The 26,946-nt window shown below is 42.4% G+C and carries 24 protein-coding genes; 8 read left to right on the forward strand and 16 right to left on the reverse strand.

Going from position 1 to position 26,946, the window contains the following annotated elements:
- Positions 1-231 precede the first annotated feature (231 nt).
- A complete protein-coding gene (gene ytvI / locus EDD57_RS06220; RefSeq protein ID WP_165873691.1) occupies positions 232-1,356 on the forward strand; it encodes a sporulation integral membrane protein YtvI in 1,125 nt (374 codons plus the stop codon).
- A gap of 200 nt (positions 1,357-1,556) precedes the next feature.
- Positions 1,557-2,126 (forward strand): hypothetical protein, encoded by a 570-nt coding sequence (locus EDD57_RS06225; RefSeq protein WP_131848613.1) that lies wholly within the window; start codon positions 1,557-1,559, stop codon positions 2,124-2,126.
- Between the two features lie 72 nt (positions 2,127-2,198).
- Here the strand turns inward: EDD57_RS06225 and EDD57_RS06230 are convergent, their stop codons facing one another.
- From EDD57_RS06230 to EDD57_RS06275, 10 genes are all read right to left on the reverse strand, one after another.
- Positions 2,199-2,378, reverse strand: a complete 180-nt coding sequence (locus EDD57_RS06230) for a hypothetical protein (RefSeq protein WP_131848614.1) — start codon at positions 2,376-2,378, stop codon at positions 2,199-2,201.
- A gap of 22 nt (positions 2,379-2,400) precedes the next feature.
- Entirely contained in the window at positions 2,401-2,799 is a 399-nt protein-coding gene (locus EDD57_RS06235; RefSeq protein WP_131848615.1) for an FxsA family protein, read from the reverse strand.
- On the reverse strand, positions 2,796-3,245 hold the full coding sequence (locus EDD57_RS06240; RefSeq protein WP_131848616.1) for an acyl-CoA thioesterase: 450 nt from the start codon (positions 3,243-3,245) through the stop codon (positions 2,796-2,798). The genes EDD57_RS06235 and EDD57_RS06240 overlap by 4 nt, the downstream gene beginning before the upstream one ends.
- Positions 3,246-3,582: 337 nt before the next feature.
- Complete coding sequence (gene pyk / locus EDD57_RS06245; protein ID WP_131848617.1) at positions 3,583-5,343, reverse strand: pyruvate kinase; 1,761 nt, start codon at positions 5,341-5,343, stop codon at positions 3,583-3,585.
- A gap of 29 nt (positions 5,344-5,372) precedes the next feature.
- The gene (gene pfkA, locus EDD57_RS06250) at positions 5,373-6,332 is read right to left on the reverse strand and encodes a 6-phosphofructokinase (RefSeq protein WP_131848618.1); all 960 of its coding nucleotides are present in this window, start codon (positions 6,330-6,332) and stop codon (positions 5,373-5,375) included.
- Between the two features lie 78 nt (positions 6,333-6,410).
- Positions 6,411-7,388, reverse strand: coding sequence for an acetyl-CoA carboxylase carboxyltransferase subunit alpha (locus EDD57_RS06255; RefSeq protein ID WP_131848619.1), 978 nt, complete (start codon positions 7,386-7,388; stop codon positions 6,411-6,413).
- Positions 7,389-7,393: 5 nt separating this feature from the next.
- Positions 7,394-8,245: an acetyl-CoA carboxylase, carboxyltransferase subunit beta gene (gene accD, locus EDD57_RS06260; protein ID WP_131848620.1), complete on the reverse strand. Its 852-nt coding sequence runs from the start codon at positions 8,243-8,245 to the stop codon at positions 7,394-7,396.
- Positions 8,246-8,273: 28 nt separating this feature from the next.
- Positions 8,274-8,969, reverse strand: coding sequence for a FadR/GntR family transcriptional regulator (locus EDD57_RS06265; protein WP_131848621.1), 696 nt, complete (start codon positions 8,967-8,969; stop codon positions 8,274-8,276).
- A gap of 48 nt (positions 8,970-9,017) precedes the next feature.
- Positions 9,018-10,250: an NAD(P)-dependent malic enzyme gene (locus EDD57_RS06270; RefSeq protein ID WP_131848622.1), complete on the reverse strand. Its 1,233-nt coding sequence runs from the start codon at positions 10,248-10,250 to the stop codon at positions 9,018-9,020.
- A 120-nt stretch (positions 10,251-10,370) separates the two neighbouring features.
- Entirely contained in the window at positions 10,371-13,808 is a 3,438-nt protein-coding gene (locus EDD57_RS06275) for a DNA polymerase III subunit alpha (RefSeq protein WP_341539665.1), read from the reverse strand.
- A 169-nt stretch (positions 13,809-13,977) separates the two neighbouring features.
- Between EDD57_RS06275 and EDD57_RS06280 the strand changes: the two genes are divergently transcribed.
- The 4 genes from EDD57_RS06280 to EDD57_RS06295 all read left to right on the forward strand — a co-directional run bounded on the left by EDD57_RS06280 (position 13,978) and on the right by EDD57_RS06295 (position 16,079).
- Positions 13,978-14,181: a YtzJ family protein gene (locus EDD57_RS06280; protein ID WP_131848624.1), complete on the forward strand. Its 204-nt coding sequence runs from the start codon at positions 13,978-13,980 to the stop codon at positions 14,179-14,181.
- 73 nt (positions 14,182-14,254) lie between these two features.
- A complete protein-coding gene (locus tag EDD57_RS06285; protein ID WP_131848625.1) occupies positions 14,255-14,536 on the forward strand; it encodes a YtpI family protein in 282 nt (93 codons plus the stop codon).
- A 159-nt stretch (positions 14,537-14,695) separates the two neighbouring features.
- Positions 14,696-15,280 carry a TetR/AcrR family transcriptional regulator gene (locus EDD57_RS06290; RefSeq protein ID WP_131848626.1) on the forward strand — a complete coding sequence of 195 codons (585 nt, stop codon included), beginning with the start codon at positions 14,696-14,698 and terminating at the stop codon, positions 15,278-15,280.
- Between the two features lie 352 nt (positions 15,281-15,632).
- Complete coding sequence (locus EDD57_RS06295) at positions 15,633-16,079, forward strand: nuclear transport factor 2 family protein (protein ID WP_131848627.1); 447 nt, start codon at positions 15,633-15,635, stop codon at positions 16,077-16,079.
- Between the two features lie 184 nt (positions 16,080-16,263).
- Here the strand turns inward: EDD57_RS06295 and EDD57_RS06300 are convergent, their stop codons facing one another.
- Complete coding sequence (locus EDD57_RS06300; protein WP_131848628.1) at positions 16,264-18,501, reverse strand: alpha-helical endospore appendage domain-containing protein; 2,238 nt, start codon at positions 18,499-18,501, stop codon at positions 16,264-16,266.
- Positions 18,502-18,783: 282 nt separating this feature from the next.
- Complete coding sequence (locus EDD57_RS06305; RefSeq protein ID WP_131848629.1) at positions 18,784-19,686, reverse strand: winged helix-turn-helix domain-containing protein; 903 nt, start codon at positions 19,684-19,686, stop codon at positions 18,784-18,786.
- Between the two features lie 185 nt (positions 19,687-19,871).
- On the opposite strand from EDD57_RS06305, the gene EDD57_RS06310 reads away from it, so the two are divergent.
- A complete protein-coding gene (locus EDD57_RS06310; protein WP_131848630.1) occupies positions 19,872-21,656 on the forward strand; it encodes a M3 family metallopeptidase in 1,785 nt (594 codons plus the stop codon).
- A gap of 54 nt (positions 21,657-21,710) precedes the next feature.
- On the opposite strand, the gene yknW is transcribed toward EDD57_RS06310, so the two are convergent.
- On the reverse strand, positions 21,711-22,331 hold the full coding sequence (gene yknW / locus EDD57_RS06315) for a YknW family membrane protein (protein ID WP_165873692.1): 621 nt from the start codon (positions 22,329-22,331) through the stop codon (positions 21,711-21,713).
- A 321-nt stretch (positions 22,332-22,652) separates the two neighbouring features.
- Between yknW and EDD57_RS06320 the strand changes: the two genes are divergently transcribed.
- Positions 22,653-23,513 carry an AraC family transcriptional regulator gene (locus EDD57_RS06320; RefSeq protein WP_131848632.1) on the forward strand — a complete coding sequence of 287 codons (861 nt, stop codon included), beginning with the start codon at positions 22,653-22,655 and terminating at the stop codon, positions 23,511-23,513.
- An 83-nt stretch (positions 23,514-23,596) separates the two neighbouring features.
- Here EDD57_RS06320 and EDD57_RS06325 read toward each other — a convergent pair whose 3' ends face one another.
- From EDD57_RS06325 to EDD57_RS06335, 3 genes are all read right to left on the reverse strand, one after another.
- Complete coding sequence (locus EDD57_RS06325; RefSeq protein WP_131848633.1) at positions 23,597-24,907, reverse strand: DRTGG domain-containing protein; 1,311 nt, start codon at positions 24,905-24,907, stop codon at positions 23,597-23,599.
- A 137-nt stretch (positions 24,908-25,044) separates the two neighbouring features.
- Positions 25,045-25,836 (reverse strand): hypothetical protein, encoded by a 792-nt coding sequence (locus EDD57_RS06330; protein WP_131848634.1) that lies wholly within the window; start codon positions 25,834-25,836, stop codon positions 25,045-25,047.
- A 133-nt stretch (positions 25,837-25,969) separates the two neighbouring features.
- On the reverse strand, positions 25,970-26,758 hold the full coding sequence (locus EDD57_RS06335) for a hypothetical protein (protein ID WP_131848635.1): 789 nt from the start codon (positions 26,756-26,758) through the stop codon (positions 25,970-25,972).
- Between the last annotated feature and the right edge of the window lie 188 nt (positions 26,759-26,946).

A 26,946-nucleotide genomic window follows, 5' to 3' on the forward strand; every position in this document is an offset into this window, starting at 1 on the left:
TCAAGAGGAAAGCCTACCTATAGATGCGAAATATTTTATTAATCTAAAAAACTCGGTGTATGGTGCCTCTATGTGCATGACGATTCATTTACGATATTAGTGTAACATAAACACCTTCATTTCGCACCTTGTGAGAAACCTGTCAATGTACTCATTTGAAATGGTATAATCACCCTATAGATCTCTAAATTCTAGGAGGTGTGACCTCTGACACTACGACCATGGATGCAGGTGGGACTACGTAGCCTCGTTGTTCTACTCATTTTAATCGGCGTATTTTTGACACTCACCTATTCTCTGCCTTTGGTATATCCCTTTCTCATCGCTTGGTTGATTGCCATCTTCTTAGAACCTTCTATAAGGTGGTTGGAGCGCAGGATTCGTCTCCCTCGCTGGGCTGGGGTTCTGATTATGTTAATATTCTTGCTCTCGATCGTTTTTTCTACGATTATCTTCTTGGTTGCCGAATTGGTTCAAGAGCTTGCTAAACTGGCAGATTTCTTACCTAAAATACTAAATCAGTTTGGACAACAATTACTCGATCCCTTTTCGAGAGATGGATCGAGCATGAACAAGATTGTGGAAACGATTCAAACCTATCTGGCTAAAAATCCGACCCATCAAAAGGGAATCGAAGACAGTATACGGGAAAACTTGGGCGTGGTTACTGGGAAGATCACCCAAACCATCACCGATATCTTAACTGGAATCGGAACATTTCTAAGCAATCTTCCATTTCTGCTAACAGTACTTGTCTTTGTCACCCTAGCTACTTTTTTTATCAGTTTGGATCTACATAAGATAAAAAATCGCTCCACCAAGTTTATCCCTGTGAAAGTCCGAAGTGCGGGTGGAATTGTATTTGAAGACATTCGAAAAGCGTTATTTGGCTTTGTCAGGGCTCAAGCAACGTTAATCTCGATTTCGGGACTTATCATGCTTGTTGGATTATTAATTTTAGGGGTAAAGTATCCATTCACCTTAGCTGTGGTCATCACAATTGTAGACCTTCTCCCATATCTAGGAGTAGGAGCTGTGGTGATTCCTTGGATTATCTACCTTTTCCTAGTTGGAGATGTGGAGCTTGCGATTGGACTTAGCGTAGTTTACGCGATTATCGTGATTACGCGTCAGATACTAGAGCCTAAGCTTGTAGCGAGTAATGTAGGATTGGATCCATTGTTAACTTTGATTGCGTTGTTTGTGGGATTGCAATTATTTGGCTTTACTGGGCTTATTATTGGACCGGTTGTAACGGTAATTATGTTAGCCCTTTATCGGGCTAGGGTATTTCAGGATGTGTATCATTATATTGTGGCACCGTTGCATCAAAACAGTAAACAGCCCGTTGAGTAACTAGCACTGTTAAGAATGAATAACAAATAGGCCCTCCTATAATGGGGCCTATTTGTTATTCATTTCTATCTTTTTCTCCAATGGCACAAACCATTTTGCTATTGTGCATATATACTAATATACATGCTTCAAATAAAAATCACGATACAACAAAATCACTTCTGTCTAGAAAAAAGAGAGAGCGGCAGGAGGAAAAAGCGATGCAGACCCTTGGCATTTACTTTACGGTTTTATTCGCGATCTTTTTTATATTAGCGGATCTATTGCGAGAATGGTCTTCACAGTGGGTAGATAGCGAGGCGACTGAGGTAGAAGAACCGGTGATGGATCAGATTCAGAAAGATTCTTCATGGTGTGAAAAAATGTGTATCACACTTATTACAACGTTGGCAATCCTTTTTGTCCTATTCCTTTCCTCTCTCCCCTTCCTACTCTTCTTTCAAATTTTATCTTGGATTCAATATTCTGGGCTTCACTTTGCCAACTTTGAGATGATGATTATGGCTTCTTTCTCCATCGTAATCGGAGTGACATGCTCCAGTATTCTATTATTTCTCCCCTTTCGTGTGATCCTACAAGCATTTCTTTATCATCTTCACGTTTGGCTCCTATTTCCCCTGAGCATTACCATCGATTGGCTGATCATCCATTCCATTCTCATGGTTAGCCCCGGTGTAGAGATGACCTCGGGAAGGGTATCTTTTCTATTGGCTCTATATGCGAATCTGTTAAATTACCTTTTTAATCGAGCTAATCCGGATGAAAGCTAGTGTAGATTAATCAGAGAGCGAGAAAATGGAATTGGAGCAATGTATCTGACCACTGCGATGTTAGTAGCCTACTTAGCGTAGTCCTTCAAAGCAAGGGCGTTTTGTGGCAATGTCTGAGCGTACTTTGCGAGTTTTGCCACTTGCCTGAAGCATCGATAGACGAAGCGGACTTGCTTTTCCACATCCTCGCAGGCTTACTATTGAGCTGTGGGCAGATACATGCCCCGGGACATCCGATATTTGGTTAATCAACAAGCCTCCAAAACAGATTTAACTACCTTCGCTTCGTTCCCCATACTACCATTCGCTTCGAAATCCGATTTTTAAGCGTATATTTTACCAACAGACGCATCATCCCACGAGTATAAGGAATCATCATGAAAATCCCCATTATATCCGATAAAAATCCTGGAATGATTAGCAAAATTCCACCTACCAGGATGAGTACACCATCGATTACTTCATCTCCCGGAATTTCGTGATTGGATAGCCGTAGCCGGATCACTCGAAGAGTTTGAAGTCCTTCTCTACGTGCAAAATGCCAACCAAGAAAACAAGACGCAAGAATTAACAAAGCCGTAGGAAGGGGACCAATCCAATTACCCACAAGGGCAATTCCCCAGATCTCTAATATGCCTAACAAAAGAAAAGGAAGTAAGAGTCGTTTTATCATCGTCGATCACGTCCTTTTGGAGTAGTAGAGGCAACTAAAGTAGCAAATAGATCAGGAAACTTTTCTTTCATGTTCACGCGTTTCATCTCTTTATTCACCCAGACATGGATACTATGTCCAGTGGTAAGTAATACATCGTCCCTTTTACGTTTTACCTCGTATTCAAAGATAAGCCGACTTCCTGAAGCTTCTGTGCAAGTGGTATATACGATCACTTCATCATCATAACGCGCAGGTGCACGATAATTTGCTTTTACCTCAATAAGCGGGAGCATAACTCCTAGCTTCTCTAACTCCCGATAACTATAGCCCAGATCATGGGTATATGCAGTACGTCCAATCTCAAACCAAACCAAGTAATTCGAGTGATAAACAATCCCCATCTGATCCGTCTCTTGATAACGTACCCGAATCGAGGACTGTGATACATAGTTAGATGCATTCATTTTAACGAATACCTCCCGTTGCTTGTCGGATCATTGCTTATATTGTTGTTGCTATTATAACTCTAAAAAACTCCTTGCCAACCTCACACAAATGTGAAAAGATAATGCCGACACATATTTCTTCAGCCAGACTCACATAATGAGTATAAGCGAAAAAGAAAAATCCTGCTAAGTGTACAGAAAAATATAGATAAACAGAAGGAAAGGAGTTTGGACATCGTGTTACGTAAGCGAAAACTGAAAAAAAGAAAGCTTCGTTGGTGGGTATTTCCACGCCTAAGTCTTTTCTAATAGAAGATACATTTAGAGCACTGGTAGCGAGTCCAGTGCTCTAATTTTATGCTTTTGGGATAATGTCTGCTTGTCCTGAATAAATGGAACCACGTGAAGAGTCAACGGTAATCATCGTCTCACTCTTTAACTGATTCACTGCGTTCTCCACACCTACTATCACAGGGATACCCAAACTAACTCCTACGACTGCAGCATGGGAAGTAAGTCCACCTTCTTCGGTAATGACGGCAGCTGCACGCTCAAAGGATGGAATCATCTCTTTCTCTGTTCCACGAGTGACAATAATCGCTCCATCCACCATTTTGCGATTGATTTCTTCTGCTGTATTCCCTACCACAACAGGTCCTGAAACTACTTTCTTACCAATTCCTTGCCCTTGAAGGAGGACACCACCTGCTACATATATCTTCATTAGGTTGGTTGTTCCTGATTTCCCTACGGGCACACCTGCTGTAATGATAACTAGGTTCCCTTCTTTGATAAAGCCTGTAGAAAGGGAAGATTGTACTGCAGACTGGAACATCTCATCCGTATTTCCACATATATTTCCATCTATCGGATAGACACCATGAATGAGCTGTAATTTTCGTTGTACATCTTTATGAGGTGTTACTGCAATAATTGGCACACTAGGTCGATACTTGGAAATCATGCGTGCAGTATAACCACGTTCGGTTGCTGTGATGATTGCAGAGCAGTCTAATGAGTGCGAAGTATAAACCACTGCTTGCCCGATTGAATCAGTGATACTGAGATCGGTGTCTCGTTGCATCTTCCTTAACAATTCTTTGTATGGAAGAGTTGATTCTGCTTTCTTCGCTATCGTAGCCATCATGCGTACTGCTTCAACTGGATAACGACCTGCCGCTGTTTCGCCTGATAGCATGATCGCATCTGTGCCATCAAAGATCGCATTGGCTACATCGCTTGCCTCTGCCCGTGTCGGACGTGGGTTGCGTTGCATCGAATCTAACATCTGCGTAGCGGTAATAACCGGTTTCCCAAGTAGGTTACATTTACGGATTAGATCCTTTTGCGCAATCGGTACTTCTTCGGTAGGGATCTCTACACCAAGGTCTCCACGAGCTACCATCAAGCCATCGGATACCTTTAAAATTCCATCAATGTTGTCCAATCCTTCTTGGTTTTCAATCTTCGAGATGATTTGAATGTCAGATTGATGTTTTTCTAAGATTTTCCGAATGTCCAAGACATCTTCTGGTTTTCGGATGAACGATGCTGCGATAAAATCAACACCTTGCTCAATGCCAAAATGGATGTCAGCCGCATCTTTCTCGGTGATACCTGGAAGATTGATTTTGATTCCTGGGATGTTAACCCCTTTTTTATTCTTTAGAACGCCACCATTTGTGACATTACAGATGATATCTGTCCCCGTTACTTCTCTTACCTCAAGGCCAATCAACCCATCATCAATTAAAATCGTTGTGCCTGGTTGTACATCGTTTGGCAGCTGATCGTAGGTGACGGCTACTTTTTTCTTGTCACCTAGGATGTCTTTTGTGGTTAAGATAAACGTTTCGTCTGCCTTCAATTCCACTTCTGGAGTTGTTAGATCCTTTGTGCGAATCTCTGGACCTTTGGTATCAAGTAGGATGGCAACGGTTTGTCCCTCTTCTGCCGCGGCTTGACGGATATTACGAATCCGTCCACCATGCTCTTCATGGGAACCGTGAGAAAAGTTTAAACGGGCCACATTCATCCCTTGCTTAATTAACTGACGAAGAATAGAGACTTCTTCACTTGCTGGACCGATCGTACATACAATTTTTGTTTTTCGCATAGGCGAGTTTCTTCCTTCCCTGTCCATAGTTATATCGATAAAATACTTGCCAAATGATGATTCGATAAATCAAGATGATGCTTCTGACCGCTCGCCTCATCAAAATCAATTCCGAGCACTTCATTATTCCGAATCGCAACCATCATATCTTTCTTCCCGCTTAATAAGAGATCAACCGCTTTTGCTCCCATACGGCTGGCTAACACACGGTCAAAAGCAGTAGGAGTGCCACCCCGCTGTACATGACCCAGCACCGTAATACGCGTCTCAAAACCAGTCGCTTTTTGGACTTGGCGGCCTATATCAACGGCACTACCTACACCTTCTGCCACGATGATGATACTATGCTTTTTCCCACGATCCGCACCGTGCTTCAGGCGAGCAACGATTTCTTCTAAACTGGAGTTTACTTCGGGGATCAAGATGGATTCTGCACCGCCAGCTAGTCCAGCTAATAGGGCAATATCTCCTGCATCTCGCCCCATCACTTCCACAATGTATGTCCGTTCATGCGAAGTAGCGGTATCGCGGATTCGGTCGATTGCATCAATCACTGTATTAATCGCCGTATCAAATCCAATCGTATAATCAGTACCATTTATATCATTGTCAATTGTACCTGGAACACCAATGGTTGGAAACCCGAGTTCGGTTAGCTTTTTAGCACCTTGGAACGTTCCATCTCCACCGATGGTTATAAGCCCATCAATTTGATGTTTACGTAGTTGCTCTACGGCCTGCTGTCGTCCCTCTTCTGTACGAAATTCATCGCAACGAGCACTATATAAAATGGTTCCTCCCCGCTGAATCACGTCACCAACAGACCCAACCGAAAGCTCCTTAAAGTCGCCTTGGATCAGCCCTGTGTACCCACGATATACACCAAATACATGTAGGCCGTGATAAATCCCATTCCGTACAACTGCACGAATAGCAGCGTTCATCCCTGGAGCATCTCCACCGCTTGTTAAAACTGCAATCCGTTTCATTCTTTTTCACTCCTCATCGAAAGCATTTCCCATCCCACAGGGACAAATTACGTCCATACACTATAAAAAGAGAAACCGTTACCGGCTTCCCTCAAATACAGCAGCAGATGAAAACTGCCCGATTTTCGAGAACTTTTGGTAACGGTCTTCCACTAATTCCGACTGGCCAAGTGGTAAGAGTGAGGTTAAATGCTTACATAATGTATGCTCAATCGTCTGAGCCATAAGCTGTGAATTACGATGTGCCCCGCCTTTTGGCTCTGAAATAATCTCATCGACAATTCCCAACTTCTGAAGATCTTGCGCTGTAATTTTAAGTGCCTCTGCTGCTTCTTGCGCTTTCGAAGCATCTCGCCATAAAATGGCGGCAGCACCTTCTGGAGAAATGACCGAGTAATAAGCATGCTCTAGCATTAAGAGACGATTGCCTACACCGATTCCGAGTGCTCCTCCACTGCCACCTTCACCCGTAACCACACAGATGATCGGAACTTCAAAGCCTGCCATCTCCCGTAAGTTTCGAGCAATGGCTTCGCTCTGCCCACGTTCCTCTGCTTCGATTCCGGGATGAGCACCTTGGGTGTCAATAAACGTAATAATAGGACGACCAAATTTATTCGCTTGTTGCATGAGACGAAGCGCTTTTCGATATCCTTCTGGATGAGGTAGGCCGAAGTTTCGGGCAATCTTATCCTTGGTATCCTTGCCTCGCTCTTGCGCGATCACGGTTACTGGAATCCCATTTAACTTCCCGATTCCTCCTACGATCGCGGAGTCATCCCCATGATGGCGATCCCCATGCAACTCGATAAAATCTTGGAAAATCTCTTGAATATAATGCACACTCGTCGGGCGTGATGCGTGACGAGCAATTTGTACTTTCTGCCAAGTGGTCAGATTTCCATATATCTCCGTTTCGAGATGCTTTGCTTTCGCTTCAAGTGTATCAATCTCTGAGCTAAAATCAATGTCTTTTTCTTTTGTAAATGCTTTCAATTCATCAATTTTTTGCCTGAGCTCTAAAATCGGCTTTTCGAATGGTAGATAATTACTCATCACAGTCACCCCCTGCTAGTATGAAGTTCCAAAATTTTTACAAGCATATCACGTAGTTCAAGTCTCGGGACGACTAAATCCAGTTGACCATGCTTTAATAGAAACTCTGATGTCTGAAAATCATCTGGAAGTTTCTGGCGAACGGTTTGTTCAATAACACGTCGCCCAGCAAACCCGATTAAAGCTCCCGGCTCCGCAATATTAATATCCCCTAAGGAAGAAAAGCTAGCCGATACCCCGCCCGTAGTTGGGTTGGTTAAGACAGAGACAAAAAGAACCTGATTATGATTCATCTTTTGCAAAGCCGCACTCGTTTTCGCCATCTGCATCAACGAAAGCGCTCCCTCCTGCATACGAGCTCCTCCAGAAGCAGAGAAGAGAATAAATGGAAATTTCTTTTGAACAGCACGCTCTGCTGCACGGGCAATCTTCTCTCCTACTACAGAACCCATGCTCCCCATCCGAAACCTGGAATCCATCACGCCGAGAATAATGGGATAACCATCCATCGTTCCTTCACCTGTGATAATCGCTTCCTTCAGGTCTGTTTTATCCATATCCTGCTTAATTTTTTTCTGATAATCTGGGAATTCGAGTGGATCGACTGAGATTAAATCAGAATCATACTCAAAAAATCGTCCATCATCTACTAGGGATTGAATTCTCTCTGGTGCCGTCATCGTAAAGTGATAGCCACATACTTTACATACCTTCTCGTTTTTCTCTACTTCTTTTGAAAGAAGAATCGTTCCACAAGTAGGGCACTTTTGCATGATCCCTTCTGGGACCTGATTTTTCGTTGCTTCTGTAGGAATAGTTGCATACTTTTTTTGTTTGCGAAATAGATCCTTAAGCAAGTGGGATCACCTCATTCGATAAATTCATCTATACTGGATTGCCCTGCGGTTCAATCGTTTGAAACATGGATGGTCTAAAATGTTCTTTCATCAGTGATAGAGATTTGACCATATCACGCTCATGAATCGCCGTAAGTAGCTTCTTATGCTCGTCCCACAATGTTTGAGCACCCGTTACCTTTGATAAAGATAAAACAGCAGGCTTAGTATGTAAGAACTGCATAATCTCCTGCCAGATACGAATTAATAAATGATTTCGGGATAAAGAAACGAGGCGCTCATGAAAAGTGGAATCTAGTTGTACAATCTGCTCTAGCTTCTCTACTTGCAAAAGCTGATCATTCACCTCAAGCAATTCGGCTAGATCCTCTTCTTTCATGCGATCGCATAAGAGCCAGACAGCTCCCATCTCCAAAAGAACGCGGGTCTCTAATAAATCCTCCAGTACCTGATGTCCTTGCAAAATATATTTGGCTAATAACTCTACAATCTGATTCGACTGAGATGACTCCAAGAAGGTTCCTTCACCACGCCTGGTCGAGATGATCCCCAATAGCTCAAGGGAACGCAGTGCTTCTCGTACCGTAGAACGCCCAACTTGTAGTCGTTCAGACAACTCTCGTTCGGAAGGAAGGCGATCACCTGTACATAGACCATCCGCTTCAATTAACTGATGGATGCTATTTAAGATGCTATGGAATTTATTCGAACTTACATCCTTCATCCTATGTGTACTCCTAACAAACAAAGATGTCTTGATCCTAATTGTAGCTTATTTTCGCTCGATCAGTTGCAGTGTTCGTTCATAGATCACGTCTGGATCTAGCTCTACTCGCGCTACACCTGTTTCAATCGCAGCCCTGGCAACCTCAACGGCTACTTTGGCAGAAACCCTAGGATCGAGTGCATCTGGAATCACTTTTTCTGCTGATAATTCCTCTGGAGAAACAAGATCGGATATCGCGTACGCCGCAGCTACTTTCATCGCTTCGTTAATCCGTTTCGCTCGTACATCGAGTGCGCCTCGAAAGATACCTGGAAACGCTAATACATTGTTAACCTGATTTGGATAATCAGAGCGTCCTGTCCCCACTACCTTCGCACCAGCTTGATAAGCCTCTTCTGGCATGATTTCGGGTGTTGGATTCGCCATCGCAAAGATAATCGGATCGCGACTCATAGAACGAACCATATCCTGTGTCACCATTCCAGCCACAGAGATACCAATAAATACATCCGCACCGTTCATCGCAGTCGCTAAATCCCCTGTTAAACCAGAGCGATTCGTTACCCTCGCAATCTCTTCTTTCATCGAATTCATCCCCTGAGGACGTCCGTCATAAATAATTCCTTTACTATCACACATAATGACATCTTGCACGCCCAAACTAATCAATAATTTAATAATTGCGATCCCAGCGGCTCCTGCACCACTTGTCACCACTCGAATCTCAGAAAGCTTCTTATCTACCACTTTGCACGCATTGATTAATCCCGCCAATGTCACAATGGCCGTCCCATGTTGGTCGTCATGAAACACAGGAATCTCCACTTCTTCTTGCAAACGTTCTTCAATTTGGAAGCAATTCGGTGCCGCGATATCTTCTAAATTTACACCACCAAAAGTGGGAGCCAGCATCTTTACTGTTTTTACAATCTCATCTACATCCGTTGTATCGAGGCACAATGGAAAGGCGTCGACTCCTGCAAACGATTTAAAGAGGAGTGCTTTTCCTTCCATAACAGGCAGTGCTGCTTCTGGGCCAATATTCCCTAAGCCAAGTACAGCTGTACCATCTGATACAACTGCTACTAAGTTGCCTTTCATTGTGTAGTCGTATACCTTATCTGGATCTACATGTATCTCACGACAAGGCTCAGCTACCCCTGGAGAATAAGCCAGGCTTAAATCATAGGAAGTCTCAACCGGAACTTTCGATTGTACCTCTAACTTCCCTTGATGTTTTCGATGCATCTCAAGTGACGCTTCTTTTAAACTGGACAAACCTGATCTCTCCTCTATCTCTACACTTCTCTTTGTCACTTACCGGTGGTCTGACCACCAATAAGAGACATTATACCAAAATAGCGCTAAGGGGTAAAAGGGAACATAGCGTTTATTCTTCTAATTATATACACTGATACGAACAGAGTCGGTTCCGAGCAACGCTTCCACTTCCTGTTGAAAATGAAGATTTGTATTTACACCATACTGTTGAACTGGGAGAGCATGACCTTTTTTCGTCCGTTCATAAACTAATTGGACAGGTGTTTTTCCATAGTTTTCTTTTAAGATCAGCTTTAATGCATACAAAATTTCGGATCTCTCTTGATGAGTACGGATAAAAATTTGTACTCGTTGATCCGCTCCAGACCCAGCCATTTGATTTGGCTCATCTAATCGGATTATTTGATTGGCAATACACTTCCCACTTTCATCATTACCTTGATATACACCTTTGATGAGCAGAGCTTGATCTTCTTGAAGAAACGATCGCACCCGCCGGTACGTATTCGGGAAAACGACCACCTCTACCGTGCCCGTTTGATCCTCTAGCTCTACAAAGGCCATCGGATCTCCTTTTTTCGTGCGAATTGATTTAATGTGAGTTACAATCCCTGCCAACACAATCGATGCCCCGTCCATACCTTCCTCCAATTGATGAATCCCGTGTGTAATCTGCCCTTCATATTGCGACCGATAATCATCTAAAGGATGCCCTGAAAGGAATAATCCTAAATATTCCTTCTCCAACTGAATCCGCTCCCTAGATGAATACGGAGCAATCTCTTCTTCATAATTACGAGTTAACGGTTCTTCGGAAAAGAGGTCCTCATCTTCAAACAGATCGATTTGATCCTCTAAGCCCCACTTTTGAGCCATAGATGTCTTATTTAATACCTCATCCAACATCTCTTTTTGGCTTGCACGATGACCGGGTAATGATTCGGTAGCTCCGCATAAGATTAGCGATTCCAATACGCGCCGATTGCAAATCCGCAGATCAATCCGGCGACAGAAATCTCGAAGATCTAAAAAGGGCCCTTTCTCCCTTGCTTCCAAAATTACATCAATCGCCTGTGTCCCTACATTTTTAATCGCCGCTAATCCAAAGCGGATCTGATTTCCTTCGATCGTAAAATGATGGCGGCTATGTTGAATATCAGGCTGAAGAATCGAGATCCCCATCCGTTTCGCCTCGTCCATGTACTCAGCTACTTTTCCCTGATTTCCCATCATCGTTGATAACTGGGCCGCTAGATACGCTTGCGGATAATTCGCCTTCAAATAAGCCGTTCGATAAGCTAACACGGCATACGCAACCGCATGGCTTCGGTTAAATCCATAATCAGCAAAGCGAACGATGAGATCGTAGATTTGATGGCCTACCTCTTCTTCAAAGCCATTTCTCACACATCCCTGTACAAAGGCTTTCCTCTGTTCATCTAGCAAATCTTTCTTCTTCTTCGACACGGCACGACGTAAAATATCCGCTTGTCCCAACGAAAAGCCAGCTAACATTGCCGCAATCTGCATAATTTGCTCTTGATACACAATAATCCCATAAGTAGGAAGCAATATTTCCTGTAATGCTGGATGAGGATACGAAACAGATTCCAAGCCATGCTTAGCCCGAATATACCGTGGGATTTGCTCCATCGGTCCCGGTCTGTATAGAGCGAGAACCGCTACAATATCTTCAAAATGGCTCGGCTTCAGCTCACGAAGAACCTTGCGAATCCCACTAGACTCCAATTGGAAGACACCTGTCGTCTCGCCTTTTGCTAGTAGTCGATAAGTAGCCTCATCTTGATAATCACAATCCTCAAACGATACCTGCACACCTTGATCACGATGAATCATCTCAATCGCTTTCTCAATAACACTCAGATTGCGCAGTCCGAGAAAGTCCATCTTAAGTAGCCCGATCTGCTCCAGCGCTTCCATCGCATACTGAGTGAGCGATACTCCGTCTGAGCCCTCTTGAAGCGGAACCCAATCCGTCAATGGCGTTTTCGACATCACGACACCTGCCGCATGAGTAGAAGTATGCCTTGGAATCCCTTCAATTCGTCTCGCATAATCCACTAACTGTGCCATCTGCGGATTCGAATGGTATAGTTCTTCTAATTTAGTTTCTAACTGAAATGCACGTTTCAACGTCATTCCTGGGTTTCCTGGTATTAACTTGGCAACACGGTCTACTTCTTGGTACGGAAGGTTTAAAACCCTACCTAAATCACGAATTGCCGCACGAGGAGCCATCGTTCCAAACGTGATAATCTGCGCGACCCGATCGTTTCCATACTTCCTTGTCACATACGCAATCACTTCTTCTCGCCGTTCATAGCAAATATCAATATCGATATCAGGCATACTAATCCGCTCAGGGTTTAGGAATCGTTCAAAAAGTAATTGATATTTAATCGGATCTACATCTGTAATCTCAAGTACATACGACACCAAACTACCTGCCGCAGATCCCCGTCCCGGACCAATGGCAATTTGATTTTGATGGGCAAAGGAAACCAAATCCCATACCACTAAGAAATAATCCGCAAAGCCCATCTGATCAATCACATCAAGCTCATAATAAAGCCGCTGCTCTACCTCATCTGTCAGTTGTTCCCCGTATCTTTTCTGCGCACCCTTCTCACAAATCGCCCGTAGATATTCACTACTACTCACCCCTTGTGGAACTGGAAACTCAGGAAGTAACCGCTCCCCAAAGGAAATCTCAACATTACATCGCTTGGCGATCTTCACCGTATTCGCGATCGCTTCCGGTACATGGCTAAATTGCCTCGCCATCTCTTCCGCACTCTTAAAATAAAACTGATCGTTTGCAAATCGTAATCGCTTCTCATCTTCTACCTTTTTACCAGTACCAATACAAAGCAAGCAGTCATGAACTTGATAATCATCTTGATGGACATAGTGAATATCATTAGTCGCAATCAGCCCTAAATCATATTCCTTCGCCCATGAAATGAGTCTCTGATTTACCTTTTGTTGCTCCCAGATTTGATGATCCTGTAATTCTAAGAAAAAATGCTCCCGTCCAAAGATATCCACATATTCTTCTAACAAGCGCTTCGCCTTCTCATCATCATCTTGCAAAATAGCTTGTGGAATCTCCCCGCCTAAACAGGAACTAGTCGCGATTAATCCGTTCCGATACTTACGAAGTAACGATCGGTCAATTCGGGGCTTATAATGAAATCCGCGAAGATGCGCTTCCGTCGTCAGCCGAATAAGATTATGATAGCCTTCCGTTGACTCTGCCAATAGGAGTTGATGGCAGATTTTCTGCTCTTTTAACATCGATCTTTCTAGATAGTTCTCACTTATATACATCTCGCAACCAATAATCGGCTTAATCCCCGCTTCCAGACAGGCCCGGTAAAAAGGGATGACTCCATACATTGATCCGTGATCCGTTATCGCTAGCGCCTTCATCCCATTTGCTTTGGCTGTCTGTACGAGCTGTTCGATCCTGCCTGCTCCGTCTAACAAACTATACTCACTATGTACATGCAGATGCACAAATTCATCCTTCATCATTCACCCCTCCGTTCGTCTCCTTTTGTGATTTATTATACCATTCTATCGAAACGGGGGAACAAATCTTCCCTTCTACCCATTAGTTGTGTCAATTCTCCTTCCATAGTCGAAATGTAAGCAAAAATAAGGTATGATTATAAGTATAATGAGAAAAGGGGGAGCATCCATGATTATTAGTCGCAGGGCACTAGCTAGGGCTAAGCTGGAAAAGTTAAGACAAGGTTTCTCCGTATACACTGAAATCGAAGAGATTGCACAATCTATTGAAAAAAAGTTAGATACCATCGATTTTCCAGTCCACATTGATCGCACAGACCTTGGATGTTGGTTTATCCCCGATACCGATACTTCAAATCATAAGGTTGAATAATACAAGGGAAAAACACACCTGATCCTTGGAGATCAAGGGTGTTTTTCGTACTTTTTTGTAGGAGGCTTTTCTCTTGAATGTACTGATTTTTACGCTAGGTATGATCTCTTTTTGCGCGGTCGTCGTCTTTTCTTTCGCCTATAGGCGTAGTCAAGGAAACACGCGTATGAAGAATCAAGGATTTATGAATATCTCCATGGGTACTTTATTCCTCAGCCTAGCTGGCTTAGAATACGCTACCCTTACCTTTAAATCTCCATTAGGATATATCCTGCTAGCTTTAATCGCTCTTATTGGTCTTGTTTGTTTCTATTATGGATACAAGCGGGTTCAGCTAAGCCGGCAGAAATCATAGATAAAAGAATGTACATCGTGGATGATGAAACACCATAGAACGGCTCTCCAAAAACATTTTTGGAAGGGTCGTCTTTTCTATATTAAGAAAGCTCCCTCACAACCTTTATTGACTGAACGGTCCGCAAATGATAAGGTATCTTGAAAGGAGGTGAACCTAATGGCCCGAAACAAGGAATTCGATACCACTCTTGTGTTGCGTAAAGCTACCGAGATATTCGGTCATTACGGATATGAAGGTACGTCACTACAAAATTTACTTGAAGGATTAGGCATAGCCCGCCAAAGTCTTTACGACACATATGGTACCAAAAGAGAGCTATTCATTTTAGCGATTAAACATTATTTGAATGAGAAATCATTAGCTGTGGTTGAATACCTCGAACGACCTGGTTCCAAGAAAGAAGCGATTGCCCAGATCTTTTACGCAATTGCGGCCGTTTTAAAAGATGAAATGCGCCGTAATGAATGCTTTATTATATGTAGTGCCATTGATCAAATCCCCCATGATCCGGAAATCGCTGCTTATTTCGCGAAAGATAAATCTCTGTTAGAACAAGCCTTTTATGATGCATTGGTACGTGCTAAACAACAGGGGGAACTAAGTGATCGGCATGGAGACTTGTTAGCCCTTTCCAGATATTTATACCATGCACGCTATTCCCTTACTCAGGTGGTAAAAATCACTTCAGACCCGAAAGTATTAGATAACGTCGTAGCCGTTATCCTATCCACTTTAGACTAATCATGGAGTGCTTCTCCTGCTTCACGGTCATCTACCTTTCGTTGAACCGCATTGCACGTTTCCTTACATCTAAAAAAATATGGCTGACCAGAAAAATATTTTCAACTTTTTTCTTGACCAAACGATCTATAAAGAGTATGATGATGTTGTAGGAGATATTCGATGTAAGAATTTGAACCAAATGCTTATCTAACAAGTTAAGGAGGTGTTGGAACCCAAATCAGTAATTATTTTGGACTGATTGTTCTATAAAGGTTCGTTGCTTATTTTTTAATCATTCCAGACCATTTGGTCTTGAAAAGTGATAAAGCAATCACATAAACAAAAAAACATCCCTTAGGAGGACTCTATTATGACTACCCAAATGACAAGAGAACAAATTCGTGAAAGAGCAGAAGGCGTATTTAAAAACCATCTCAAATATCTATCCGCTGGTGAGATTGCCACATGGACCGATCTTTTCCATCAAGATGGAGTGTTAGACTTCCCTTATGCTATCGGAAACTTCCCTAAAAAAGTAGAAGGTAAGAAAGCTCTTTATGATTACATGATCAACTTTCCAAAACACTTCAGTGTTAGATTTTATGATCTGAAATTTTATCCTACTGAAGATCCAGAACTTGTAATCGCAGAATTCAAATCTACAGGGAAACATCTCGAAACTGGGAATCCATATGAACAAACGTATATCAGTGTCGTTCAAACGAAGGATGGCTTCATCCAAGTGTATCGTGATTTCTGGAACCCAATGGTAGCAATCGAATCGATCGGCGGGAAATTAGAGGAGTTTATAGGTTAATGTTTTTAACATAGAATCTAAACAGGAGTAGGCCAGACAACCAGTCTAGTCTACTCCTGTTTATGCGGATAATATCCTCATTTGCATAATTTTGTGCCTTCATCATTAGGGAATCTAGGTATTTTTATTTCATTTACCCTAAAAACCTCTGCTGTTACACATTTTCTTTTCATCAATCGAACTATTAATCGGTAAGCTTAATAGCCCTTAGAGTATAGGTATCATAAGCAGGAGCACCCACCCCAGTTGTATATAAAATAACGGGAGCTCCAGATATAACTCTTACTCCAATAAGTTGCCCAGCAGTTACACGCTGAATACTATTAGCTGAGATCGTAAGATTCGCTCTAACATTTATATTCCTACCTAAAGGGTTTGGTGATGCTGCACCATTAATTTGTAACTGGACTAAAGCATCTCCAGTCATCCCTCCAGTCACAATCGTATAGTCAATTGCATATACACCACTTTGCTGCACAACAACTTGATTATTTGTTGGTGAATTTAGCGTAAATTGTCCGGTTGGAAATGAAGTAGAGGCTACGGTAAATGGAATGAATTGATTAAGAGGAACTGTTGCAGCATTAGCATCTTTTACTCCACCTCCAGAAATATTAGTAACTCCAACCCCGATTGCTCCAGTTGGGCCCGTGGCTCCGGTTGGGCCGGTTGGGCCAGTTGAGCCGGTTGGGCCAGTTGAGCCGGTTGGGCCATCGGTTCCAGTTGGGCCAGTTACTCCATCGCTTCCAGTTGGGCCAGTTGTTCCGTCGGCTCCAGTTGGGCCAGTTGTTCCGTCGGCTCCAGTTGGACCGGTTGTTCCGTCGGCTCCAGTTGGGCCGATTGTTCCGTCGGCTCCAGTTGGGCCAGTTGTTCCGTCGGCTCCAGTTGGGCCAGTTGTTCCGTCGGCTCCAGTTGGGCCAGTTGTTCCGTCGGCTCCAGTTGGACCGGTTGTTCCGTCGGCTCCAGTTGGGCCGGTTGTTCCGTCGGCTCCAGTTGGACCGGTTGTTCCGTCGGCTCCAGTTGGGCCGGTTACTCCATCGGTTCCAGTTGGGCCGGTTGTTCCATTGGCTCCAGTTGGGCCGGTTGTTCCGTCGGTTCCAGTTGGGCCAGTTGTTCCGTCGGCTCCAGTTGGGCCAGTTGTTCCGTCGGCTCCGGTTGGACCGGTTGTTCCGTTGGCTCCAGTTGGGCCGGTTGTTCCGTCGGTTCCAGTTGGGCCAGTTGTTCCGTCGGCTCCAGTTGGGCCAGTTGTTCCGTCGGCTCCAGTTGGGCCGGTTGTTCCGTCGGCTCCAGTTGGACCAGTTGTTCCGTCGGCTCCAGTTGGGCCAGTTGTTCCGTCGGCTCCAGTTGGGCCAGTTGTTCCATTGGCTCCAGTTGGGCCGGTTGTTCCGTCGGTTCCAGTTGGGCCAGTTGTTCCGTCGGCTCCAGTTGGGCCAGTTGTTCCGTCGGCTCCGGTTGGACCGGTTGTTCCGTTGGCTCCAGTTGGGCCGGTTGTTCCGTCGGTTCCAGTTGGGCCAGTTGTTCCGTCGGCTCCAGTTGGGCCAGTTGTTCCGTCGGCTCCGGTTGGACCGGTTGTTCCGTCGGCTCCAGTTGGACCGGTTGTTCCGTCGGCTCCGGTTGGACCGGTTGTTCCGTCGGTTCCAGTTGGGCCGGTTGTTCCGTCAGCTCCGGTTGGGCCAGTTGTTCCGTCGGCTCCAGTTGGGCCGGTTACTCCATCGGCTCCAGTTGGACCGGTTGTCCCAGTAAGACCAATCTCTTCAATGATTGCTATAATGATTTTTGCAATCGCTCCAGAAGCTCCAGCAGGCAAATCTAATCTCACATTTGCTGAACCAGGTGTTACCGTAATGTCTAACGCATTGGATATAAAATTTAGTGTATCTGCGAAACCCATTTGGGCACTTCCGTTTGCTCCTGAATTTCCTTGAACCACAAATAAGAAATCACCTGTAGCAAAAGATCCCGTCGGTCCTTGAGGTCCTGTTGGCCCTTGGGGTCCCGTGGGTCCAACCGCTCCCGGTGGTCCTGCTGGCCCCTGAGGTCCTGTGGATCCCTGAGGCCCAGGAGGTCCTCCCGATGACCCTGTGACTCCCGGTGGTCCTTGAGGTCCCGTCGGTCCCCTCGTAACATCTGTTCCTAACACGTTTTCTAACTTCTCGTTTAAAATCCATTCTTTCTTCCCAATTACATTGATGGTGTCGCGAACGCTTTCATTAATCGTAAGTAAGTCGCTAATCGAAGGTTGAAAGCTTGTGGATACTCCAGGGAGAGTCCCTAAAACGTACTGAAGCTTTTCTCCTTCCGCATTAATAATATGGCTAAGACCTAGCTCTTCTAAAGCAATGGACGAAAGTAATAGGTTTACTGCGTCTTCTCGAGTAAGTGTAATATTCGGGGTAATATTCGGTATATTCGATTGAGACATACTACTTTTCCTCCCATATATAACTCCTACTTATACGTATGCAGTTGTGTTGCAAAAAAGGAGATTACGACAGATCGTGAGAAAAAATCATTCTAGAATACAGGCATATCAAATAAGTCTGTATGAGACTACACCACATTTTCTAGAACCAATGGTAGCAATCAAATCGATAGAAGATTTCGTAAGGGTATGACCTAGGTAGGGTATGAACAAACATAAACAGAGCAATACCGAACAACGAATTCGGCATTGCTCTGTTGTTATTCTCTCGCCACACAAATCTCAGGTTGGGTAGATAACGGAATGTAGCTTTTCTTGTAATTCAAGCGCAAACTCTTTTCGCGTACTAAGGCAAAATTGACTATCTCCTGTTAAATGTACGCGAACAAGACCCGCTGCTCGTAGTGTCATAAGATGATGATGAATATTCCCTTTTGCTCCTCCTATCTGCTTTAAAACCTCTGTGAATGTACGTTTCTGTATAGAAAGAAACTGCAATATTTCTAAGCGCTTTCGATCAGATAAGCATTTTCCAATGCTCATCAACTCATCTATGCTGGATGGTTCCGTTTTAAGAGGGAACCACACAAATATTTTCTCTCTAAAAATACTAAAGGTATGTAGCGGACTAAAGTGAATAGACGGGATCATGATGACATGCTTCATATCTTCTATCTCAATCTGAAGCCCCCTAGCAAAATGTTCCACTACCTGGGTGGAAGGCATTTGTCCCTTTTGTTTATTGAAAAGATGGATTGCCTTTTTCAACGTATTTTCAACCTTCTCATATTGAAAGTACTGCTCGTTCCATTGAGAGAGAAAATAAACAAACTGATTTCGTTGTTTTTCTAAATCCAATAATATCTGTGAATCTACTTCTCTTAGATGCGGAGCTAGTAATTCATACATCTCAGCCGCAGTTAGCCCTTCCAACCAGCTTAAAAAGGACCCTACTTGTTGGTTTTGTGGGCAGTTTTCAATTAATAAGCAGGCAACATTACTAAACGCCAAATCCTCAAACTCCGCCAATTCGGTTTCAAATTCAGCAGTTAATCTCTTCTGTACGTCCGAAATCCACCCTATCCCTTTGTATAAATACTTTAGATTTGCTCTCCGTTTATATAAAAGAAAACTTAAAAGAAGTTCATATGCAATGGAATTTCCTGCCTCTACTTGATACGACATATTTGCCTCCCGATCTCCACTAGTAACTCTAGAATAGCATAAATGAATAATTAAAAAGAACAATAAATGATTTCAATATATATTTACATATATTAATTGTTCTATTATCATTGAACTAAATAAGAATTACTGATGACATAGAACTTATGTAAACAAAACACCAATGGAGGAGGATTACGACGAATATGATGAATGAACCTACTCGTTGGAATTTACACACGTTATATCCCGAGCAGATGGAATCTACCCTATCTACGGAGTTAGATGAATTAGAGGCTACTCTAAATAAACTTCTACATAGTATAAAGAAGCTTTCTCCGAGTTTAAATCCGATTAAACCGGAAGAACTCTCTCTTTTCTCCCAATTAATTAGGAGAGTCGAGAAAGCCGACTCCTATTATTATTGTCTTTTTGCTGAGACACCTAGACATTCCATCATCCCCTTACTACGTAGCCGTGTTTCTACACTGAAAGCGGGAATCCGTTCTCTCTGGTCTGATTTGGGACATCAACTCGCTCTGATGACAGATGAACAATTCACTGCATGGTCTAGTCTTCCTTCTATTCATCCATTTATCTCTGATTTATCCACTCTTCGTCTAAAGAGCCAAACCCTTCCTACTAATCTAGAAGACTTTGCAACAAGCCTCGCTGGAGATGGGCTTAAATCGTTGGAACATATGTATATCCAACTTCGGGACAAGTTAAAAGTTGATATAGAGGATGAAAGTAATAGAACAAAACTATCTTTTGGGGAAGCAAATAGAATAGCCTTTAGTGACCCAGATCCAAATCGGCGAAGGCAAGCATTTCAATCTCTCACCCATACCTTAGAACAGGAATCAGACCTCTTTGCATCCGTTTTGAATCAAATTACCCATTTTCGTCTAGCTCTTTGCCAAGCTCAACAACGAAGAGATGTATTAGACGATTCATTAACATTAAGTGGTCTTTCTCGTGTTACTCTGGACACCATGTGGGAGACGATTGACAGTCTTCTCCCAAAACTAACTCATTTCCTAAAGCTAAAAGCGAAAGAATATGGAGAAGAAAAAATCTCTTGGCATCAACTAAAAACGGAATCCCACATTCATACTCAAGTTCCTTTCTCTGAAGCCATAGAACGGATTATTGAAACTTCTAACCAATTAGATCCAGCCATAGGGGACTTCATGCAGCAAGCTGTTATAAATGGATGGATCGATGCAATGCCACGTAAAAACAAACCACTAGGCGGCTTTTGCGCTCCCTTTATTCATAACGGAGAATCTCGTATCTCCTTAAACTATGATGGAGGAGTAGAGAGTGGTAGAATTCTGGCTCACGAACTAGGACATGCATGGCATTTTCGACAATTGGAAGATCACTCTTCTCTCGTTCTGTTGGAAGATCGATTTAGCATGACCATTGCTGAAACATCCTCTATCTTCTTTCAGTTGGCATTTATCGATGATATGATCCAACATTCAAAGGATCGGGAAGAGAAAAAATCACTACTTAATTGGAAAATACAAGATAGCCTTACCTATTTGATGGGAATTCGAGCAGCCTATCTATTCGAAACTCGCCTCTATGAAAAACGGAGATCAGGTCCTTTGAGTGCTAGTCAGTTAGAAGATTTATTCCAAGAAGCTCAAAAAGAAGCTTATGGAGACCAGCTTAGTCAATATCAACCTTTCGAGTGGATAAAAGCGATCCAATTTTATCGATCCTCTGTCCCCTTCTATAACTATTCATACACCTTTGGCTATCTTTTTAGCTTAGGTCTATTCGAAATAGCAAAGAAAGATGGAAAGCAATTTTCTCAGAAATTTAATCAATTTCTAAGCGAAACAGGAAAAAAATCAGTGGAAGAGCTAGCGCTTCAACACTTTCATATTGACCTTTCCCATCCAGACTTCTGGGATCAACCCACCCAGCAGATTGCACGTGATATTGAAGAATACATTCATTTATCTACAGAGCAATGAAAACCTTGATTAATTATCGCATACCTGTTGCTCCTTTATATTTATAGACACGTACTACAACGTACTTGCTAATCCAACCATAACAGCTAATAACATCCAGAACAGAATGGCAATGATCCATGCTTTCTTAGCTGTAAGATTCGCTAAGGTGGTTAACCCCATTGCAAGTAGAACCGTAAACCAGATCTCGAATAGTTCTACACAGCTTAGAACTCCTTCCCAGAAGCCCTTTACTGGAAGTATACTTGCCAAACTTGTGTATTGTATCTCTGGATTATCATGGAATAACATGGCGAGTATCAAATGGAATACTAAGCCCAACAGGGTAATGACCCAGAGATTCATGTTCAAGGAGAAAGACTGTTTGAATGCAATGCGTCCGCCGAACAGCTTAACCAATCCTTGCATAATCCAAGACGTAAACATGGTTAACAAGGAGAGGAACAAAAACACAATCGTGAGAACAACGATTGCAAATATCACACTAAGTCCAATATGTACTCCAGAATTACCGGCAAAAGTGAAGAACGAAGGATCGTCCGTATAAGCATATATAAATACAGCCAGAAGAAATAGTAACAACAGTGGAGCCCAAGAAATAGTCGGGTTGCTCTTCATTGCCTCAAATTGTTCTTTCGGATTCGTGATGATACCAAGTAAAGATATTTTTTTCACGTTCATATTCCTCAATTTCTATTTATATATGTAGATTGCCTAGGTGGATTAGGCAACTTGAAGCTATGTAGTACTCTTGATAAAATGAATTCCCTTATTTCTATAATGAAAATAATACAGTAAACTCATAGTAATCAATTTTCTCGCGACCCTTCTACTTTAGAAAATAAATAAAACTCCTTACATCAATGGATATAAAGAGTTTATTTGCAAAAAAGGGATATTTATATCATCCACCCAATTCCGATATACTCCGTATAGAAAATATCGAGTGAAAAACAAACTTACAGGATACGATGTATTTGCAAAGGAGGGAAATGAATGGTACAAGAATTCAATGATGTCATGAACTACATTGAAACCCACTTAACAGAAGAAATCTCTGGAAAAGAGATATCAAAAATGGTGGGGCTATCTGATTATCATTTTAAAAGAATGTTTTCGTATATGGCTGGCATGTCATTAAATGAGTACATCAAAAACAGGAGATTATCCGTTGCAAATGTTGAATTAATCAACGGAGCAAAGGTGACAGATCTCGCCTATCAATACGGCTATCAATCGATAGAAGGATTTTCAAGAGCCTTTCGTGAATGGAGCGGCTTCTTACCTTCAGAAGTAGCGAAAAACAAAATTCAAAAATCATTTCCCAAGTTTTCATTTTTTATCGATATAAGAGGAGGCGTATCCATGGAATTCAAAATCGAAAAGAAAGAGAAGTTTCATGTAGTCGGTGTATCGAAAAGAGTGCCGATTCAATTCGAAGGGGAAAATAAGGCTATCTTCGAACTAGCCCAGTCCATTACCGAACAACAAAGAGAGGAAATGCATCAATTAGCTGATTTACATCCTCATCAAGTCTTAAATGTATCGTATGATTTTGATGATGGTTATTTAGAAGAAAAAGGATACTTAACTCATATGATTGGTTTTGCCACTACAAAGGAAAATACATTCGATGATTTAGAACAACTTTCGATTGAAGAAGGGTTATGGGCCATTTTCCCTAATCAAGGACCCTTTCCTGCTACGCTTCAAGAAACAACTGCTAAAATCTATTCTGAATGGTTGCCTTCTTCCGGGTATGAAGTAGCGGATGCACCTGGTATTTCATTTACAAAGTACAACGGTACTTCGGAAAATGTATACAGTGAAATTTGGATGCCAGTGAAAGAAAAATAGGCGTGATTTCAAAAGAAGGATAATCAGACCAATATGAGTCTCTGATTATCCTTCTTTCATTGGAAAACATATGCATGCTCCTACTACTTCTCAATCATCTGCGCCGTAATCAGCGCCTTTCCTACCACCTGCTGATCCGTCAATACCTCTACATCTAACTTCGCCTGATTCCGGCCTAGCTCTAAAATCTTAGGCACAATCTCAATCATCGTTTCTAATTGAACAGGCTTGAGCGTATATAGGGTCAAGTTCTGGATCACTAAGTCTTCGCGGTGATATTTTCGAAGAAGACGTAGGCATGTTTCAGTCATCAGGGTCGTTAAGACGCCTGTGCTCAAGATGCCAAGCGAGTCTGTCATCTGCGGACTAATCTTGCCGCGTAAGACGGGAGTCCCTTCTCGCATGGCCTCTTGAAAACCCCGTGTCGATAACTCATGGACCGTTTCACCTACTTGGGGCTGTTTCTGCATCGTTTGCAGGGATTCGATCACGTCTTGTCTGCTGACAATTCCGAGTAGCCGTTTCTGTTCATCGACCACAGGCAATAGTTCAATCCCTTCCCAGACCATCTCATGAGCCGCCGCTGCGAGAGAGGTATGCGGATGGACATATACGGGACTACGTGTCATCGCTTTCTCAATTCGATCGGAGGCAGAGAGGCCGATTACATCTTTGGCTGTAACCATTCCTACGATTCTACCTGTCTCCTCTACGACTGGAAATTTACTATGCGAGGTTTCTCTTACTAGTTGGTGAAATTTATCCACAGAATCCACAGGCTCGAGTGTAATTGGCTGGTCGTGAGTGGCTAAGAGGTCCTCTACTAGAAGAATCTCTTTTTTAATCAATCGATCATAGATGGCACGGTTGATCAAGCTCGCTACGGTAAACGTATCATAGCTACTTGAGATAACGGGCAATTGGTAGAAGTCCGCTAGCTGCTTCACTTCTTCTGTCGCATCAAAGCCACCTGTAATCAGTACCGCCGCCCCGTATTCCAACGAAACTTGGTGAACACGATCACGATTCCCTACGATTAATAGATTTCCTGGCCCTACATAGCGAAGAAGGGCTTCTAGTTTCATCGCTCCAATGACAAATTTCGTTAACGTCTTATGAAGCCCTTCCTTCCCCCCAAGCACCGTTCCATCTACGATGTTTACCACTTCAGCAAAGGTGATCTTCTCAATCTCAGAACGTTGCTTCTTTTCGATTCTCACCGTTCCGACTCGTTCAATTGTATTAACAATCCCTCTTGTTTCCGCATCTTTAATTGCCCGATAGGCCGTCCCATCACTTACACTAAGGGTCTTCGCGATTTGGCGCACAGAAATCTTGTGGCCAATTTCCAATTGCTCTATGTACGCTAAAATTTGTTCATGTTTGGTAGTCAACCCAAACCCTTCTTTCTCCGCATCTATTACATTTATTATACACGACAAATCCGAGATTCCTAAATATGTATGTAAATAAAACAAAAAGCGCCAATCAAATCGATTAGCGCCTATCGTATATAAAATGCTCTATCTTCTTATGAGAGGTTGAATGACTGAGCATGTCTCCCTGTTTTCTTATAAAAAATCGGTGTAAAATGTTCTGGAATTCGACTACTAGGAAATGGGTTGTAATAATGACCGGCTGCGGCTGCATCGAGACCAGAATGAAATAATTCACAAAATGTGGCTTCGTGTTTACTTAGAATCCACAGCTCTTGAGCTATATAAGGATGTGCTGGACATACTGCATGAATATCGGTACTTAATTCTTTTAAATAACTGCTTTGTGCCCACCAAAAATTACCTCCAAACGTTACTGCACTAGGAGTATATTGAAGACTACAAACATCTACTTTTTCTAGACATTCAAGGGCCAAAGAATGATGGTCGATTAAGAGAGTTTCCAACATATTTCTCCAATCTGCTACATTCGACTCTGTTGATTGACCGTAGTGCCTTACACCTTTTGTGTGAAGATATAATATTCGAACATCCTGTTTATTTACAGTACTATATTCATGCAACCACCATAGGGATGATTTTTCACATTCGTGCCCATCCGGCTTAATGACATATTGAAGGGTATCATCATATTGGTCTATTCCTAACCGTTGTAGATCTGCTTCAATTCCGCTAGTGTCATCAATCTGATTCGTAACGATATTTAAGAAAATAGCATCTAGCTTTTGATATAAACCTGATGAACATAGCCGTTTCAGCTGGCTATCCACTATCTCTATCCAATTGTTTGCTACCCATGCATGCATAAAACAAACGGTGGAGTGTGTAGGAAAGTCTACTAGTCTATCGGGTAATCTTATAGACAATTCCATCACCCTTTTATTTTATTTTCTTACTCTATATATTTATGCTTGCTAGTTTCATAGTGTGAGAGATTTAAGAAAAACGCCAATCTGACAAATTAGCGTTTTTCATATATAAAAGAATCTTTGTATTCGATTATGAGATATTCAAGGTATGAACATCGCCACCTATTTTCCCATAAAAAGTCGGTGTAAAATGAGTAGGAATTTGATGGTGAGGAAATGGATTGAAATAGTGCGCCCCTCCGTCTAAACCAGAGTGAAATAAATTGCAAAATGTGGCCTCGTGCTTGCTTAAAACCCACATCTCTGAAGCTAAATAATGATTTGCCGGACATACTGCATGAATATCAGGATTCAATCCTTTTACATGATAACTATTTACCCACCAAAAATTACCTGCATAACACGGAAATGGGTTTGTTGTAAATTGAAGACTACAAGCATCTACTTTATCCAGACATTCAAGGGCCAAAGAATGATGATCGATTAAGAAGGTTTCTAATAGATTTCTCCAATCGGCTACATTCGATTCTGACCATTGACCATTATGTCTAACACCCTTTGTATGAAGATATAACGCTCGGACGTTCTGTTTATTTACAGTGCTATAATGGTGCAGCCACCATAGAGTTGATTTTTCGCATTCGTGCCCATCCGGCTTAATGACATATTGGAGAATATCATCATATTTATCTATTCCTAACCGTTCTAGACCTGCTTCAATTCCACTGGTGTCATCAATCTGATCTGTAACGATATTTAAAAAAATAGCATCAAATTTTTGATATAAACCTGATGAACATAGCCGTTTCAGCTGACTGTCTACGATCTCTGCCCAATTGTTTACGGCCCATGCATGCATAAAACAAACAGTGGAATGTCTAGGAAAGTCTACTAATCTATCAGGTAGCCTTATAGACAATCCTATCACCTGCTTTATCGTATTTTTTACTCTATGTATATATATGATTGCTAGTTTCATAACGTACTAGGTTTAAATAAAAAGACACCATTGTTGAAGTGAACCCAAAAAGTTAGACACAAAAGTTTAAATAACCTGCAGGGTATGTGTTCGGTATTGAACTGGACTCATACCTTTTAGTTTTATCT

This window comes from Baia soyae (genome assembly GCF_004341445.1).
GTDB lineage: Bacteria > Bacillota > Bacilli > Thermoactinomycetales > Thermoactinomycetaceae > Baia > Baia soyae.

What these genes read in the sequence shown, in the direction of transcription:
- EDD57_RS06240 (WP_131848616.1), bottom strand. Translation starts at nt 3,245, where the DNA reads ATGAATGCATCTAACTATGTATCACAGTCCTCGATTCGGGTACGTTAT.
- EDD57_RS06225 (WP_131848613.1), top strand. Translation starts at nt 1,557, where the DNA reads ATGCAGACCCTTGGCATTTACTTTACGGTTTTATTCGCGATCTTTTTT.
- EDD57_RS06290 (WP_131848626.1), top strand. Translation starts at nt 14,696, where the DNA reads ATGGCCCGAAACAAGGAATTCGATACCACTCTTGTGTTGCGTAAAGCT.
- EDD57_RS06310 (WP_131848630.1), top strand. Translation starts at nt 19,872, where the DNA reads ATGATGAATGAACCTACTCGTTGGAATTTACACACGTTATATCCCGAG.
- EDD57_RS06235 (WP_131848615.1), bottom strand. Translation starts at nt 2,799, where the DNA reads ATGATAAAACGACTCTTACTTCCTTTTCTTTTGTTAGGCATATTAGAG.
- EDD57_RS06280 (WP_131848624.1), top strand. Translation starts at nt 13,978, where the DNA reads ATGATTATTAGTCGCAGGGCACTAGCTAGGGCTAAGCTGGAAAAGTTA.
- EDD57_RS06275 (WP_341539665.1), bottom strand. Translation starts at nt 13,808, where the DNA reads ATGAAGGATGAATTTGTGCATCTGCATGTACATAGTGAGTATAGTTTG.
- EDD57_RS06295 (WP_131848627.1), top strand. Translation starts at nt 15,633, where the DNA reads ATGACTACCCAAATGACAAGAGAACAAATTCGTGAAAGAGCAGAAGGC.
- pfkA (WP_131848618.1), bottom strand. Translation starts at nt 6,332, where the DNA reads ATGAAACGGATTGCAGTTTTAACAAGCGGTGGAGATGCTCCAGGGATG.
- EDD57_RS06320 (WP_131848632.1), top strand. Translation starts at nt 22,653, where the DNA reads ATGGTACAAGAATTCAATGATGTCATGAACTACATTGAAACCCACTTA.
- pyk (WP_131848617.1), bottom strand. Translation starts at nt 5,343, where the DNA reads ATGCGAAAAACAAAAATTGTATGTACGATCGGTCCAGCAAGTGAAGAA.
- EDD57_RS06300 (WP_131848628.1), bottom strand. Translation starts at nt 18,501, where the DNA reads ATGTCTCAATCGAATATACCGAATATTACCCCGAATATTACACTTACT.
- EDD57_RS06305 (WP_131848629.1), bottom strand. Translation starts at nt 19,686, where the DNA reads ATGTCGTATCAAGTAGAGGCAGGAAATTCCATTGCATATGAACTTCTT.
- EDD57_RS06265 (WP_131848621.1), bottom strand. Translation starts at nt 8,969, where the DNA reads ATGAAGGATGTAAGTTCGAATAAATTCCATAGCATCTTAAATAGCATC.
- EDD57_RS06255 (WP_131848619.1), bottom strand. Translation starts at nt 7,388, where the DNA reads ATGAGTAATTATCTACCATTCGAAAAGCCGATTTTAGAGCTCAGGCAA.